The organism is Kineococcus arenarius subsp. arenarius, from assembly GCF_050871845.1.
Classification (GTDB): domain Bacteria; phylum Actinomycetota; class Actinomycetes; order Actinomycetales; family Kineococcaceae; genus Kineococcus.
Genome location: NZ_JBJLSE010000103.1, coordinates 1 through 13,755 on the forward strand (window position 1 = coordinate 1; position 13,755 = coordinate 13,755).

The 13,755-nt window shown below is 72.1% G+C and carries 16 protein-coding genes; 8 read left to right on the forward strand and 8 right to left on the reverse strand.

Features of this window, described 5'->3' with window-relative positions; translation table 11 throughout:
- Positions 1-213: 213 nt before the first annotated feature.
- The 4 genes from fliW to flgN are packed head-to-tail and all read right to left on the reverse strand — an operon-like array spanning position 214 to position 3,473.
- Entirely contained in the window at positions 214-618 is a 405-nt protein-coding gene (fliW, locus tag ACRYM0_RS17710; protein WP_432507160.1) for a flagellar assembly protein FliW, read from the reverse strand.
- Between the two features lie 32 nt (positions 619-650).
- On the reverse strand, positions 651-1,574 hold the full coding sequence (gene flgL, locus ACRYM0_RS17715) for a flagellar hook-associated protein FlgL (protein WP_432507161.1): 924 nt from the start codon (positions 1,572-1,574) through the stop codon (positions 651-653).
- Positions 1,575-1,611: 37 nt separating this feature from the next.
- Positions 1,612-2,967 (reverse strand): flagellar hook-associated protein FlgK, encoded by a 1,356-nt coding sequence (gene flgK / locus ACRYM0_RS17720; protein WP_432507162.1) that lies wholly within the window; start codon positions 2,965-2,967, stop codon positions 1,612-1,614.
- 14 nt (positions 2,968-2,981) lie between these two features.
- Positions 2,982-3,473 (reverse strand): flagellar export chaperone FlgN, encoded by a 492-nt coding sequence (gene flgN, locus ACRYM0_RS17725; RefSeq protein ID WP_432507163.1) that lies wholly within the window; start codon positions 3,471-3,473, stop codon positions 2,982-2,984.
- A 161-nt stretch (positions 3,474-3,634) separates the two neighbouring features.
- Here flgN and ACRYM0_RS17730 point away from each other — a divergent pair, with 161 nt between their 5' ends.
- On the forward strand, positions 3,635-4,171 hold the full coding sequence (locus ACRYM0_RS17730) for a Uma2 family endonuclease (RefSeq protein WP_432507164.1): 537 nt from the start codon (positions 3,635-3,637) through the stop codon (positions 4,169-4,171).
- On the opposite strand, the gene ACRYM0_RS17735 is transcribed toward ACRYM0_RS17730, so the two are convergent.
- Positions 4,155-4,517, reverse strand: a complete 363-nt coding sequence (locus tag ACRYM0_RS17735; RefSeq protein ID WP_432507165.1) for a hypothetical protein — start codon at positions 4,515-4,517, stop codon at positions 4,155-4,157. The two genes, ACRYM0_RS17730 and ACRYM0_RS17735, sit on opposite strands and share 17 nt — an antisense overlap.
- Positions 4,518-4,754: 237 nt before the next feature.
- Between ACRYM0_RS17735 and ACRYM0_RS17740 the strand changes: the two genes are divergently transcribed.
- Positions 4,755-5,645 carry a sigma-70 family RNA polymerase sigma factor gene (locus tag ACRYM0_RS17740; protein WP_432507166.1) on the forward strand — a complete coding sequence of 297 codons (891 nt, stop codon included), beginning with the start codon at positions 4,755-4,757 and terminating at the stop codon, positions 5,643-5,645.
- A 93-nt stretch (positions 5,646-5,738) separates the two neighbouring features.
- On the opposite strand, the gene ACRYM0_RS17745 is transcribed toward ACRYM0_RS17740, so the two are convergent.
- Positions 5,739-6,389, reverse strand: coding sequence for a DUF559 domain-containing protein (locus ACRYM0_RS17745; protein WP_432507167.1), 651 nt, complete (start codon positions 6,387-6,389; stop codon positions 5,739-5,741).
- A gap of 99 nt (positions 6,390-6,488) precedes the next feature.
- Here ACRYM0_RS17745 and ACRYM0_RS17750 point away from each other — a divergent pair, with 99 nt between their 5' ends.
- The 4 genes from ACRYM0_RS17750 to ACRYM0_RS17765 all read left to right on the forward strand — a co-directional run bounded on the left by ACRYM0_RS17750 (position 6,489) and on the right by ACRYM0_RS17765 (position 10,340).
- Positions 6,489-7,733: a flagellin N-terminal helical domain-containing protein gene (locus ACRYM0_RS17750; RefSeq protein ID WP_432507168.1), complete on the forward strand. Its 1,245-nt coding sequence runs from the start codon at positions 6,489-6,491 to the stop codon at positions 7,731-7,733.
- 128 nt (positions 7,734-7,861) lie between these two features.
- On the forward strand, positions 7,862-9,364 hold the full coding sequence (gene fliD / locus ACRYM0_RS17755) for a flagellar filament capping protein FliD (protein ID WP_432507169.1): 1,503 nt from the start codon (positions 7,862-7,864) through the stop codon (positions 9,362-9,364).
- A 182-nt stretch (positions 9,365-9,546) separates the two neighbouring features.
- Positions 9,547-9,972 carry a flagellar export chaperone FliS gene (gene fliS / locus ACRYM0_RS17760; protein WP_432507170.1) on the forward strand — a complete coding sequence of 142 codons (426 nt, stop codon included), beginning with the start codon at positions 9,547-9,549 and terminating at the stop codon, positions 9,970-9,972.
- Entirely contained in the window at positions 9,969-10,340 is a 372-nt protein-coding gene (locus ACRYM0_RS17765; RefSeq protein ID WP_432507171.1) for a hypothetical protein, read from the forward strand. The genes fliS and ACRYM0_RS17765 overlap by 4 nt, the downstream gene beginning before the upstream one ends.
- 83 nt (positions 10,341-10,423) lie before the next feature.
- On the opposite strand, the gene ACRYM0_RS17770 is transcribed toward ACRYM0_RS17765, so the two are convergent.
- Positions 10,424-11,623, reverse strand: coding sequence for a sensor domain-containing phosphodiesterase (locus ACRYM0_RS17770; protein ID WP_432507172.1), 1,200 nt, complete (start codon positions 11,621-11,623; stop codon positions 10,424-10,426).
- 193 nt (positions 11,624-11,816) lie between these two features.
- Between ACRYM0_RS17770 and ACRYM0_RS17775 the strand changes: the two genes are divergently transcribed.
- Both ACRYM0_RS17775 and ACRYM0_RS17780 read left to right on the forward strand, forming a co-directional pair.
- On the forward strand, positions 11,817-12,365 hold the full coding sequence (locus ACRYM0_RS17775) for a hypothetical protein (RefSeq protein ID WP_432507173.1): 549 nt from the start codon (positions 11,817-11,819) through the stop codon (positions 12,363-12,365).
- Positions 12,366-12,444: 79 nt separating this feature from the next.
- The gene (locus ACRYM0_RS17780; RefSeq protein WP_432507174.1) at positions 12,445-12,918 is read left to right on the forward strand and encodes a Uma2 family endonuclease; all 474 of its coding nucleotides are present in this window, start codon (positions 12,445-12,447) and stop codon (positions 12,916-12,918) included.
- Positions 12,919-12,920: 2 nt separating this feature from the next.
- Here the strand turns inward: ACRYM0_RS17780 and ACRYM0_RS17785 are convergent, their stop codons facing one another.
- Positions 12,921-13,619, reverse strand: coding sequence for a M15 family metallopeptidase (locus ACRYM0_RS17785; protein WP_432507175.1), 699 nt, complete (start codon positions 13,617-13,619; stop codon positions 12,921-12,923).
- Positions 13,620-13,755 lie beyond the last annotated feature (136 nt).

The following is a 13,755-nucleotide window of genomic DNA, read 5'->3' on the forward strand; positions in this document are numbered from 1 at the left end:
CCCCCCCCCCCCCCCCCCCCCCCCCCCCCCCCCCCCCCCCCCCCCCCCCCCCCCCCCCCCCCCCCCCCCCCCCCCCCCCCCCCCCCCCCCCCCCCCCCCCCCCCCCCCCCCCCCCCCCCCCCGCGAGGGGGAGTGGAGGGGTGGGGGATGGCCAGGGGGACGCGACGGGCCCCCGCCGCGGGGTGCGGCGGGGGCCCGTCGGGACCGGTGAGCTCAGGCGGCCGGGCGCAGCGGCGCCCGCAGCGGCAGGTCGCTGCCCGTCAGGACCGTCTGCGCCGCCTGCATCGTGCGGTGGTTCACGACCACCGGCGCGAGCAGGTTGACCGTCGCGGTGGCCGGGTCGTCCCCGATGTTCACCACGCACAGCACCGCCGCTTCCGTGGCGTCGCGCAGGTCGAGGGCGGCGACGGTCTCGTCGTCGATCTCGGGCGCGTAGCCGGGGAAGAAGCGGCCCGGGGCCACGACGACCAGGCGCAGGCCCGTGTCGTCCGCGCTGCGCAGCGAGAACAGCGTGCCGTCCTCGTCGAGGGGAACGAGGTGGAAGCGGTGGTGCTGCGGCAGTCCCGCGATGGGGGCCACGAACTCGATCGTGGGCGCGGACACGGGGGCGTCGGTCATGAGGGTCACTCTAGGAACTCCTGGGCTCGGGATCAGCGGAGGAAGTCGAGCAGGGTGGGCTGGATGACCTGGGCGGTGGACTGCAGCGCGGCCTGGTAGGCGGTGCTCTGCAGGTTGTACTCGACGAAGGTCTTGGCGAGGTCCACGCCCTCCACCTCGTCGAGCTGCGCGGCGAGGAAGTCGGCGCGGGTCGTGCCGGCCTCCTGCAGCGCGTCGAGCTGGTTGACGCGGGCACCGACGGTGGCCAGGCCGTTCAGGACCTTGCCCAGCCGGTCGTCGATCACGGACAGCTTGTCGCTGATCGCGGCGCCGTCGTTGCCGTTGACCGCGGCGATCAGGGAGTCGATCTCGGCGAAGACGCTCGAGGTGGTCCCGTCCGCAGAGCCGCCGAAGACGGCCGCACCGGAGATGTTCACCTGCAGCTCCTGGCCGGGGCCGACGGTGCGCGTGACCGGCTGGCCGTTGTCCCGGGAGGTGTAGAGCGGCTTGCCGTCGGCGTCGGCCCCGACCACGTAGGCCTCGGTCTTGTCGCTGGTGCCGGCGAAGACCGGCCGGCCCTGGTGGGTGGTGTTCGCGGCGCTCAGCAACTGGTTCTTGATCTCGCCGAGCTCGATCGCGATGGCGGCCCGCGCCTTGCCGTCGTTGGAGCCGGTGCTGGCGGCCTGCACGGTGAGGTCGCGCACCTTCTGCAGCGCCGAGAGGGCGCCGTCGAGGGCGTTCTCCTGCGTGGTCATCCACGCCTGCGCGTCACCGATGTTGCGGGCGTGCTCGGTGTTGACGGCGACCTGCTCGTGCAGGCGCAGCGCGTTGCCGGCGGCGACGGGGTTGTCCGACGGCTTGGCGTACGCCTTGCCGCTGGTGAGCTGCTCCTGCAGCTTGCTGCTGCGGGCCTGCGCTGCCTGCAGGTTGGTCAGGGAGTTCAGCGCGATGCTGCGCTGGGTCACTCGGCCGAGCACGGTGTACCTCCTGGGGTCAGGTCGTCGGGGTGGGGGATCAGCGGCCGACAGCGTTGATGAGCGTGCTCAGCGCCTCGTCGATCACGGTCAGGACGCGGGCGGCGGCGGAGTAGGCGTGCTGGTAGGCGACCAGGTTCGTCATCTCCTCGTCGAGGTTCACGCCGGAGACGGCCTCGCGGGCCGCGTCCGACTTCAGCGACACCTGCTCGGCGAGCGCGGCGCGGTTCTCGGCCGACTGCGCCGACGTGGCGATGTCGGTGACCTCCTTGCGCCAGTCGGTGGCGACGTCGCGCAGCCCGTTCACGGCGGCCTTGGCGGCGGCGCGGTCGACCGTGTCGTCGCTGCTGTCCTTGAAGGAGCCTGCCGTGTCGGTCAGGCGCAGGTTGTGCGCCGCCCCTGCCCTGCCGAGGGGCAGCTTCTCCGTGGTGAGGAGGGGAACGCTGCCCACGGTTCCCACCGCGGAGTTGACCTCCGTGGCGACGGTGGTGGCGAAGGCGTCGAGGGCGTCCTTCTGCTTCGGCAGCGTGGTGTTGGCACCGTCCAGCAGGCCCTTGAGGGTGCCGGAGACCGGCGTGGCGGGGACACCGCCCACAGAGACGGTGATCTCCTTGCCGATGCTCGCGCCGTCGGGCACGCCGATCGTCAGCGTGGAGGACCTGTCACCGGAGACGAGGGCGGCGTTGCCGACGTAGACGTCCACGACACCACCGTCGCGCTGGACCGTCCGCGCGCCCGTGGCGTTGGCCAGGGTGCTCAGGTGCTGCTCGCGCTGGTCAAGCAGCTCGTTGGCGGAGCCGCCGGCGGCGAGGGTGTTGCGGATGGCCTCGTTGAGCTTCGCGACGCTCGCCGCGGCCTGGTTCACGTCGGAGGCGACGGAGAGGGCCTGGCCGGTCAGACCGGTGTACTGGGACTGCAGCTGCTCATCCATGCCGCGGATCGTCGAGACGACGGACCCGGTGCGGCTCAGGACCAGCGAGCGGGCCGCCGCCAGGCCGTCCTCGCCGGCGTTGGCGAGGTCGTTCCACGCCGAGGACAGGTCCGCGAGGTCCTTGCTGAGGCCGGAGGTGCCGGTGTCGGCCAGGGCGGTCTCGATCCCGGCCCACACCTGGCTGGCGGTCTTCTGCTCGGCGGCGGTCGCGGAGTCCTGCCGGGCCGTGGCGGTGGCCAGGGCATCGGCGACGCGGGCGATGCCGGTGACCTGGACGCCGTCGCCGGGGGTATTGCGCTGCACCTGCTGGCCGGTCTGGGCCAGCACGCCGGCGGACTGCTCGACGCGCTGGCGGGAGTAGCCGGGGGTGTTCGCGTTGGCGATGTTCTGCCCGGTGGTCTCCATGCCGCGCTGCGCCGCGGACAGGGCACGGCTGGCCTGGTTGATGCTGGAGAAGGTGCTCATCGTCAGGGGTCCTTTCAGAGGGCTTCGTCGACGAAGTGGGCGCGTGATCCGCCGGCCGACGCGGCCGTGTTCTTGCCCTGGGCGGTGTAGGTGTCGAGCGGGGTGTCCAGGCCGAGCAGCGTCTCGCGCAGCGCGCGGGCGCCGGAGCTCAGCAGGTCCCGGTTGGCGTCGGCCAGGGCCTGGATCTCCGCGGTGAGGGTGAGGAACGCGTCGCGGTGGCCGCGCAGCAGATCACCCCACGGGTCGGGAGCGGCGCTCGCCAGCGCGTTGAGGCTGGGACCGGGTTCGACTCCCAGTTCGGCGGCGACGGCGTCGACCTCGGCGGCCCGCAGGACCTCCGTGGAGCGGATCTGCTCCATGACGAACTCGACCTCGCGGGTGGCGTGCGCCAGCCAGCGCGTGCGGCCGCTGGCCAGCACGAGCTGCTCCTCCTCCAGCTTGAACAGGAGCAGCTCCATCAGCTCCCGCTCCTTCCAGAGGATGCCGGAGACCTCGGCGAGTCCCATGCGTGTCCTTCCCGTCCTCGGCGCCTGCTCGGCGCGGCGGGGGCGCCGTCGTGGCGCTCCCTCGTCCTCGCCGCACCCATCGGCAGGGCGGCGGGGGAGCTGAGGCGCCGAACGGGGGAGCGGCCCTACGATGCGGGCGGGAAGGGGGTGGCGCTGTGGGCGTGTCGATCGGGTCGGTCCTGCCGCTGCGCGTGGAGGACCTGCCGGAGGGCGACGGCCCCCGCATGGAGATCGTCGACGGGAGCCTGCACGTGACACCGGCCGCTGGGATCGTCCACCAGTTGCTCGTCGGCGAGCTGGCGGCGCAGCTGCGGACGCACGCGCCCGTCGGCTGGCTGGTCCTGCCGGGGGGCAACCTGCTGCGTCGTGGCTCCACGGACCGCCTGCTCATCCCGGACGTGCTGGTCGTGGAGGACTCCGTCCTGGAGGGCGACGCGATCTACATGGACCCCTCCGACGCCCTCCTCGTGGTGGAGGTGGAGTCCCCGTCCACGCGGTCGGTGGACCGCCTGCTCAAGCGGGAGCTGTACGCCCAGTGGCGCGTCCCGCACTACTGGGTCGTCGACCCGCAGGCCCGCACCGTGGACCGCCTCGCCCTGACCCCGCAGCGCGACTACGCGCCGGCCGCGGGGGAGCAGGGCTGGCTGGTGGACGTGGACGTGGACGCCGTGTGGCGTCGCGTCAGTCGTTCTTCCTGATGAAGAACGCGTTCTTGCCGGGCTTGCGCAGCGCGTAGGGGCGCCCGTCGTCGCGGGCCTTGCGCAGCTCGCGGTGCATCTCGCGGGCGTTGTCCTCCATCGCGGAGGCCACGACGACGGCGTTGACGCCGCGCTTCTTCTCGTTGGGGTCGCGCAGCACGTGGTCGTTGCGGCCGTCCTCGTGGGCGACGGTGAGGAAGTTCTTCGCGGCCAGGGCGTAGAGGGCGCTGACGCGCTCGCCGTGCTTCTCGGCGTACTCGTCGATGAACGTGGGCGTCAGCCGGCCCCGGCGGGATGCGTGCTCGAGGTCCTGCAGCACCCGGTACAACGGCTTCACGGTCGTCACTCCCACCTCTCGAACCACTGCCGCACCGGTTCGGGGCCGGTGCGCCTTGCGGGGTAAGCATCGGCCGGAAGTGCTTGCGTGCTGAACGGGATCGGCCCCTGAGGGGGACGGTTCACCCGGTCGCCGCCGGGCCATCACCGAGCGTGGGCAGCGCCCGTGCGGCAGGCGGATCGGACGCGGCGGAGGTCCGCCTGTCGGGTGCTCAAGGTGACGCACGGCGGGCCCGAGACAACGGGTGTGACCGCAGACGCCGCCAGCACCCCCGTTGAGCTCACCGACGCGCAGCGCGCCGAGCTCGTCGAGAAGCACCTGCCGATCGTCGGCTACATCACCAGCGAGTTCATCGGCCGGCTGCCCTCCCACGTGAGCCGGGACGACCTGACGTCGGCGGGCCTGATGGCGCTGTTCCAGGCCTCGCGCGGCTACGACCCCACCACCGGGGTGCCGTTCGCCCGCTACGCCAACACCCGCATCCGCGGCGCCATCCTCGACGACCTGCGCGGCGCCGACTGGGCCTCCCGCGGGGTGCGCTCCCGCGCCCGCAAGCTCAACGCCACCGAGGACCAGCTCACCGCCCAGCTGGGCCGCACCCCCACCCCCGTGGAGCTGGCCGCGGCGCTGGGCGTGTCGGTGCGCGAGCTCACCGAGACCCGCGACGAGTCGCAGCGCGCCATGGTGCTGTCGATGCAGGGGTTCACCGCCGACGGCGGCTCCATCGACGACCACCTGCCCACCCACACCCCCGGCCCCGAGGCCGAGCTGCTGCACCGCGAGCGCCTGGGCTACCTGCGCTCCGCGATCGCCGCGCTGCCCGAGCGGCTGCGGATCGTGGTGGAGGGCTACTTCATCGCCGAGCGGCCCATGGCGGAGCTGGCGGAGGAGCTGGGCGTCACCGAGTCCCGCATCTCGCAGATGCGCGCCGAGGCGCTCGCGCTGCTGCGCGACGGCATGAACACGCACCTGTCGCCGGAGATGGTGCAGCCCGTCACCGGCTCGGCCCCCGCGGTGAAGCGCAAGGAGGCGTACTACGCGGCCGTCGGCACGCAGTCCGACTTCAAGGCGCGCCTGGCGCTGTCCGCGTTCGGCGCTTTCGCCGCGCCGGCGCCGGTCGCCGCCCGCACGGCCTGACCCCATCCGCGTCCGCGTCACCCCGGAGCGCCCCGCCACCTCGTGGCGGGGCGCTTCGTCGTTCCCAGGGCCGGAACTCTGCACCGGGATGCCTCACGCGTCACCGCAGGTGGTGATCGGTGCGTCTCGCTGCAGTGTCCTGGTCCGCCTGTGCCGTGGCCGCAGCCACGGCGGTCCCAGGCGCAGCACGCGCTGGACGTCCTCGGCGATGCGCGAACCGCGCCGCACCACGTCCTCGTAGGTGAACCGCAGCACCACGACGCCCTGCCGCAGCGCGGCCCGGTCGCGCCGGCGGTCCTCCCGGTAGGCGCCTTCACGAGAGTGGTAGGCGTGCCCGTCGAGCTCGACGGCCAGCCAGCCGTCCACCAGGAGGTCGACGCGGCCCACGCCCGGCAGGTGCACCTGCGAACGCACCCGCAGGCCCGCGGTGACCAGGTGGACGCGCACCAGCGACTCCAGCGGCGACATCGCCAGCGGGTCGACGAGCAGCAGGTGCTTCCGGCGCGGGTCGCTGGGGTGCAGGGCGTCACGAGCCGCGGCCAGGTCGGTGGGGAGCACGAGGCCCCGGTGCAGCGCGGCGTCGGCGACGGTGACGCCGTCCGCGAGGGGCAGGCACTGCAGGCAGTCCAGGACGGTGCGCAGCACGTCGGTGCGGTGGCCGTCGGACGGCACGAGCCGGCGGTAGACCACGACACCCGGCCAGGTGCGCTGCTGCCGCGGGGAGCGCTCCTGGGACGCCGACATCACCCGTTTGCCACGCGAAGACCTGCTCAGGTCTAGCTGCTGTGGGCCGATGAATGGAGTGTCAGGCACACGGAAGCGCCTGACAAGGCCGGACCACGGATGGACCGGCAGGACAACCAGTCAGACCCCACTCACGGAGGAATCGTCATCATGGGTCTTCGCGTCAACAACAACATCGCGGCGTTCAACTCCTACCGCAACCTGCAGGCGACCGACAAGCAGCTCAACTCCTCCCTGGAGAAGCTGTCGTCCGGTTACCGCATCAACAAGGCCGCCGACGACGCGGCCGGCCTGGTCATCTCCGAGGGCCTGCGCTCGCAGATCAGCGGCCTGAACGTCGCTGCCCGCAGCGCGCAGGACGGCGTCAACGTCGCCCAGACCGCCGACGGCGCCCTGGGCACCAGCACCTCCATCCTGCAGCGCATGCGTGACCTGGCCCTGCAGGCCAAGAACGACACCAACAACACTGAGTCCCGCCAGGCCATCAAGGACGAGCTCGACTCGCTGTCCACCGAGCTGACCCGCATCGCGGAGAAGACTTCCTTCAACGGTGTCGAGCTGCTCGACGGCACCTTCAAGGACAAGGTCTTCCAGGTCGGCTCCGCCTCCGGCGACCAGATCACCGCCAGCTTCAAGGTGGACGTTGCTGAAGTTCCTGCTACGCAGGCGACGTTTGTGGGCACGGAGTCCCTGAAGGTTGACTACTCGAACGGTGGCCTGGACACCAGCAAGAACAAGACCTTCAAGCTGGACACCGTCGACGTCACTCTGACCGCTAACTGGTCTGGTAAGACGGCGGCTGAGATCAAGGGCCTCCTCGAGGACGCTATCGACGCCACGTCCCTCGACAAGGCGAACTACGAAGTCTCGATCTCTGACGACTTCAAGGCCACCATCAAGGCGAAGACCGCGGGCGCCTCCACGACGCTCACGACTACCCTCGCCGGCACGGTGACCGCCGGTAAGGACAAGGTTGACGCAACTACGGCCGGGTTCACCGCCGAGGACCTTGGCCTGGCTAACGCCTCTGGTGTGAGCACGCTGACTGTGGACACCGCGGCGAACGCAACCCTGGCCGTCGACGCCATCGACAAGGCCCTGGCCAGCGTCTCCAGCGCTCGCGCCTCCATCGGTGCGCTGCAGAACCGCTTCGAGCACGTCATCAACAGCGTGAACGTCTCCATCGAGAACCTGACCGCGTCGGAGTCGGCCATCCGCGACACCGACATGGCTGCCGAGATGACGAAGTTCACCAAGAGCCAGATCCTGTCGCAGGCCGGCACCAGCATGCTGGCGCAGGCGAACTCCGCGTCGCAGAACATCCTCTCCCTGCTGCGCGGCTGAGCTTCACAGCTCCGGGGCCGGCTGACGTGAGCTAGCCAGCCGATCCTCACCAGGCGGGGGGCACCGGGAAGCCCCGGTGCCCCCCGTCCTTTTCTGCATCCGATCCCACCCATGAAAGGAGGGAGATCATGGCTTCTGTCGACGGGCTCGTCAGCGGCATGGACACGACGAGCATCATCGCGCAGCTCATCGCCGTCGATTCTGCGCCTAAGACGCGCCTGCAGAGCAGCGTCAGTGCCGCGCAGTTGAAGGTGAGCGCCTACCAGTCGGTCAACTCGAAGTTGTCGGCGCTGCAGACCGCGACGGACAACCTGCAGAAGGCCACTACCTGGACGCCAGCCAAGGCCACCTCGTCCAACAGTGCGGTGACCGTGACGGCCGGCAGCACCGCCACGCCGGGGACGCTGAGCATCGAGGTCACCAACCCGGCATCAGCCAGGTCCGTGGTGAGCCCCGTGTTCACGCTCACCGACGGCAAGGTCGACCCGACGGCGGCACCGCTTAGCTACCCGCTGGACGTCGTCCGTAGCGACGGCTCCTACGTGACGCTGCAGCCCAGCAGCGGAACCCTCAGCGAGGTCGTCGACGCCATCAACGAGGCGGAGGGCTTCGGCATCAAGGCCGTGGCGATCCGGGTCGGCGCCGACGCTCAGGGCAACCCGTCGTACCGTCTGCAGATCACGTCCACCGAGACCGGCGCGGAGAACAACTTCAAGCTCGTTCCTCACGGGACACGGGCGGTCAGCGACGTCAGCAACCCGCTGAAGCTCCAGAACCTGACGCCGGTCGAGTCCTTCGGGGGCGTCAGCGAGACCACTGATCCGACCAAGGCCCTGACCGAGCTTTCCAAGGCGCTCGACGCCGCGGTAAGCCTCGGTGGGTCGCCGGCGGTGGTCATCAAGTCGCCCACGAACACGTTCACCGACGTCATGCCGGGCGTGAACGTGACCGTGTCGACGGCCACGGAGGCTGGCAAGCCGGCCACTGTGACCGTCGGCCGGGACTCCGACGCCGTCGCCTCGGCGGTGCAGTCCCTCGTGGACGCTGCCAACGCGGCGCTGAAGGACATCACCCTGCAGTCGCGGGCCGGCGTCGTCGGCTCGGACGGCTCGGTGACCGGTGGGGGCACTCTGCGCGGTGACAGCACCCTGCGGGCGCTGAAGTCGCAGATCCTCAGCGCCGTCACCTCCGCACTGGGCTCCACCCAGGCGTCCGCGGCGACGTTCGGCCTGGAGACCACCCGCGACGGGACGCTGACCTTCGACAAGACGAAGTTCCTCGAGGCGTATGCGAAGGATCCCACCGGGGTACAGGCCCTCGTGTCCGGGGAGGCCGCCGGCTCGGCGGGGGACCGGGGCGTCGTCGAGCGACTTCGCGAGGTGACCGTCGGAGCCATCGGCGACCTCAAGCTGTCCAGCGCCGCCACCGGCACGCTTACGTCCGTGATCGACGGCCAGAACTCCTCGATCAAGGACCTGACGAGCCGCATCGCGGACTGGGACACCAGGCTCGCGGCGAAGAAGGAGCGCTACCAGAAGTACTACGGCGCTCTGGAGACCGCCCTGGGCAAGCTGCAGAGCCAGTCCACCTGGCTCGCCGGTCAGCTCGGCAGCCTGCCGAGCGGCAGCTGACGCCGGTTCCGGAGAATGGGCTGGTGGGGGTGCGAGAGCGCCCCCACCAGTCCATTCTGCTTCTCCGGCGTCCGCCTTTCCCGCAGTCGGCGGAGACGCAGAACACCGCTTGAACCACTGCATTTCCGGCCCTTCATGCCGATGGACAGGCAGAACCCCGACAGACCCGGAGGACTCCCGAGATGACCTCGACGACGTACGGCCGACGCGCCCCGGCGAACCGGTACCTGGCGGACAGCCTGTCCACCGCGAGCCCCGCAGCCCTCCTCGTCATGCTGTACGACCGTCTCGTCCTGGACCTGCAGCGCGCCGAGCAGGCGCAGCGCGACGGCGACCGCGAGACCGCGCACGTCAACCTCGTCCACGCCCAGGACATCGTCCGCGAGCTGCTGAGCAGTCTGGACGTGGACAAGTGGGAGGGCGGTCCCGGCCTGCGGGCCCTGTACACCTGGCTCCTGCAGGAACTCAGCACCGCGAACATCTCCGGTGACGCCGAGCGCACCGCGGCGTGCCGCACCACCACCGTCGAACCGCTCGCCGAGGTGTGGCGCCAGGCGGCGCTGGAGCACCTCAGCTCCGCTCCGACTGCCGGCCACGGGGTCGCGTGAACGCCGTCTCGCCCGTCGCGCGCGTGCACGCGGCGGGAACCGCCCAGGACCACTGGCGCGACGCGTGGCGCTCGGCGCTGCGTGCCGTGGAGCTCGACGTCGATGCCGCCGAGGACCTCATCCACCGGATGCACCACGAGGACGAGGACGTCCCCGAGCAGGCGCCTGTCGGTGACTGGGTCGCCCCCAGCCTGCTGGGCCCCGTGCCGGCGGAGTTCGCCGACCGCGCCCGCGCCCTGCTGCAGCGCCAGGCCGACGTCACCGAGCGCCTCGCCGAGGCGATGGTGCAGATCCGTTCGCAGCGGCGCGGGCTGGCGAAGCTGGACCGCGCCGAACGCCCGCCCGTCTTCTTCGACAAGGCCATCTGACCCTCGCCGCGCGAACGGCGAACGCCCCCGGACCCTCCACGGGTCCGGGGGCGTTCGGCGTTCTCGATCTGCCGGGTACCGCGTCAACCCGCGGCCGGCACCACCAGCGGCGCCGGCCGCGCCAGGTGGTACCCCTGCCCGTGCGAGACCCCCAGTTCGCGCAGCACCGCCAGCTCTTCGGCCGTCTCGATCCCCTCGGCGATGATCGCCGCACCGGTCGCCTCCGCGAACGTCACCAGCCCGGCCGCCAGCGCCCGGCGCGAGCGGTCCGCGTCGATGCCGCACACGAGGCTGATGTCGAGCTTGACGAAGTCCGGCAGGATCGCCAGGACGTGCCGCAGGCTGGCGTAGCCGGCGCCGGTGTCGTCCACGGCCACCCGCAGCCCTGCGGCGCGCAGGGGTGCGAGCGCCGCCAGCAGGCAGGCGTAGTCGTCGATCGCGGCGTGCTCGGTGATCTCCACGACGACGCGCTCCAGCGGCACACCGGCCAGCGCCTCGGCGAACCCGGGCCCGGCGATGGTGGCGGGGGAGAGGTTCAACGCCAGGAACCCCGGCACGTGCGGCAGACCCGCCAGCGCGCTGCGCACCGCCCGCAGCTCCAGGTCCGCGCCGCGGCCCACGGAGGCGGCGTCGGCGAACCACACGTCCGGGCCGGGGCTGCCGGCCGGGAAGCGGCTGAGCGCCTCAGCGCCCGCGTGCCGCGACGTCGCCAGCTCCACGACCGGCTGGTACACCACGTGCGGGCCACCGGTGGCGTCCAGCGCGGCCAGCCGGTCCAGCACGGCGCGCCGCTGCTCCTGCTCGGCGTCCTCGTCCTCGACGAGGTCCATGACGACCCCGGCGATCACCCGCAGCACCTGCGCGTCGCGCTCGCGCAGCGCGGGGTCGGGGCGGGCGGACAGCGAGCACAGCGTCCCGTACACGGACCCGTCGCGGCGGTGCAGCGGCACCCCCACGTAGGCGCCGATGCCGCGCGAGCGCGCACCGGCCGCGTCGGTGTCGGCGGAGGTGTCCGGCACGATCACGGGGGCGCTGGAGCGCACCACCCGCTCGCACAGGGTGCCCGCCAGCGGTTCGGCGTCCCCGGCGCGCACCGGCAGCGGCAGCGGTGTGACGACGGCCCGCAGCCGGCGCTGCGAGCCGTCCGGGTCGGCGCCGAGCGCGGCGACGTAGGTGAGGTCGGCGCCCATCTGGCGCCGCGTGGTCTCCAGCAGCGCCTCCAGCGGGGAGGGGCGCGCCTGCCGGGGAGCGGGCAGCAGCGTCGTCGCCGTCGAGTTCGTCACCACCTCGGAACCCTCGGCGCGGCCCGTGCCGGGCTTGAGCGCCGCGCGTGCGAGGTGGCTGGGAACCGTGCAGACCGTCACGCGATCGCAAAACAGATGTCAACAGTGTGTAAAAGCCTCGGCGTGGCGCGTAACCCTTCCATGATCCCGACCGATGCTCGTGGTGACGACGCTCACGCCCGAGGAGACAGCCATGCCGAGCACCCGCCCCAGCCTCGCCGCCTGCCTGGTCCTCCAGGGCAGCAGCACCCCGCCCGCCCTGGACGCCGACCTGCGCGACCTCGTCGACGTCGTCGACGAGGTCGTCGTCTACGACACCGCCGACCACATCGCGCCCGGCTCCGCCGCCTTCGACGCGACCCTGCACCCGGCGGTCACCGTCGTCAGCGGCTTCTGGGCCGAGGACCGCGAGCGCGCCAAGCGGGCCGCCCTCGCCCACGTCGAGGCGGAGTGGGCGCTGTGCGTGCTGCCCGGGGAGAAGGTGCGCGCCGACACCGACGAGCTGCGCCGCCTGCTCGGCGAAGCCGGGGACGTGCCCGCCATGGCGGTGCGCGTGGACGACGTCGTGCGCGGCACCCACCGCTCCGCGCGGCTGCTGCACAAGGACAGCGTCCTGCCGGGCGCCGTGTGCCGGCCGGCCGACGGGCTGACCGAGGTGCCCAGCCGGCTGCTGACCGTGGAGCAGCCCGTGACCACCACCGCCAGTGTGCCGCGCCAGCGCGGGGTGTTCGACCGGGTGTGAGCGTGCGCGTGCGCCGGGGCCGCCGTGGTGCGGCGGCCCCGGCGCATACGCTCGCTCCCGAGCCGAGGAGGTGCGGGCAGTGACGAGCACGCCGGTACCGGGACACCACGGGGTTCGACGCCCCACGCGACGGCACCAGCGGGCGCTGCTGCGCACGGCCTGCGCCCTGCAGCGCGCGGTGCCCACCGGGTACGAGGCCACCGTGTCGTGGGCGTGGACGACCTCCGCCGGTGAACTGGTGCCGGACGTCCTGGTGCACCGGGTCGACGACGACCTGGCCCATGACGCTCAAGCTCTCGCGAGCACGCCCGTCCTCGCGGTCGACGTCATCGACGTCAGGGCCGACGACCTGGTCACCGCCTCCGGTCGGTACGCGGCGGCGGGCCTGGAGCACTACTGGGTCCTCGACCCGCTGGAGGGCACCTTCGACGCCTTCCGCTGGGCGGGCGGCGACATCGAGCGGGGTGCGTCTCTGCGGCGCGACGACCCGCCCACCGAGGTGTCCTTCGGCGTGGCGTCCGTGACGATCGACGTGGCCGCGCTCCTCGGCTGAGGTCAGTCGCCCGAGATCGAGAAGTGCTGGTAGTCCTTCAGCGAGTTCCAGTCCCCGCCCCAGGAGAACCCGCGCGCCGCGAACGCCTCCACGACCGCGTCGCCGGCGGTGATCCGCCCGGGTTCGGGGGAGCGGTCCAGGTGCGCGCGCCCCGCCTCCGGCAGCACGGTCGTGCCCCTCACGTACGGGTTCTCCACCGGGTTGACGTCGATCGCCGTGCCGTACGAGTGCTCGGAGAACCCGCCGCCGCCGGTGGTGGCCCGGCAGTTGAACCCCGAGGTGTTGTCCGCGGCCATCGAGGCGTCGTCGGAACCGCCGAACGCCTCCACCGGGCGCACCGACGCGATCGGGAACCGCTGCGCGTACAGGTCGGCGAACACTTCGGCGACGGCCTGCGCCACGTCGGCGTGCACGACGATGCGCCCCAGCCGGCTCGCACCGGTGAAGTCGGTGTGCGTGACGGTGACGGCGCGCAGGTCCTCCGGCGGCACCGGGCAGCCCGGCCGCCACGACGAGGTCAGGTCCGCCGCGCTCACCGCGGTGATCGCCGAGACGTACGGCTGCCCGGACGGCGCCGGGTCCGGTACGACCGCTCGGGTGCGTCCGTCGACCGGAGGTGTCGCCCCCGAGGCCGAGGCGGACGTGCCGACGGCCAGCAGGGCGCTCGCGGCAAGGACGGCGACGGTGCGTGCGGGGCGCATCACCGCACGCTAGCTGTACTCGGCCATGAGGTTGGTGACACGCCGGGTGGGTGCTTGATCGAAGAAGGCCCCTTGGTGCTGGGTGGAGGTGTCTGACGCCGTCCGCCCAACGACCGAGAGGCCTTCATGTCCCACG

Bases quoted from the DNA above. Each gene is read 5' to 3' on its own strand.
- fliS (WP_432507170.1), top strand. From the start codon at position 9,547: ATGACCTCGACGACGTACGGCCGACGCGCCCCGGCGAACCGGTACCTG.
- ACRYM0_RS17775 (WP_432507173.1), top strand. From the start codon at position 11,817: ATGCCGAGCACCCGCCCCAGCCTCGCCGCCTGCCTGGTCCTCCAGGGC.
- fliW (WP_432507160.1), bottom strand. From the start codon at position 618: ATGACCGACGCCCCCGTGTCCGCGCCCACGATCGAGTTCGTGGCCCCC.
- ACRYM0_RS17750 (WP_432507168.1), top strand. From the start codon at position 6,489: ATGGACCGGCAGGACAACCAGTCAGACCCCACTCACGGAGGAATCGTC.
- flgK (WP_432507162.1), bottom strand. From the start codon at position 2,967: ATGAGCACCTTCTCCAGCATCAACCAGGCCAGCCGTGCCCTGTCCGCG.
- ACRYM0_RS17745 (WP_432507167.1), bottom strand. From the start codon at position 6,389: ATGTCGGCGTCCCAGGAGCGCTCCCCGCGGCAGCAGCGCACCTGGCCG.
- fliD (WP_432507169.1), top strand. From the start codon at position 7,862: ATGGCTTCTGTCGACGGGCTCGTCAGCGGCATGGACACGACGAGCATC.
- flgN (WP_432507163.1), bottom strand. From the start codon at position 3,473: ATGGGACTCGCCGAGGTCTCCGGCATCCTCTGGAAGGAGCGGGAGCTG.
- ACRYM0_RS17785 (WP_432507175.1), bottom strand. From the start codon at position 13,619: ATGCGCCCCGCACGCACCGTCGCCGTCCTTGCCGCGAGCGCCCTGCTG.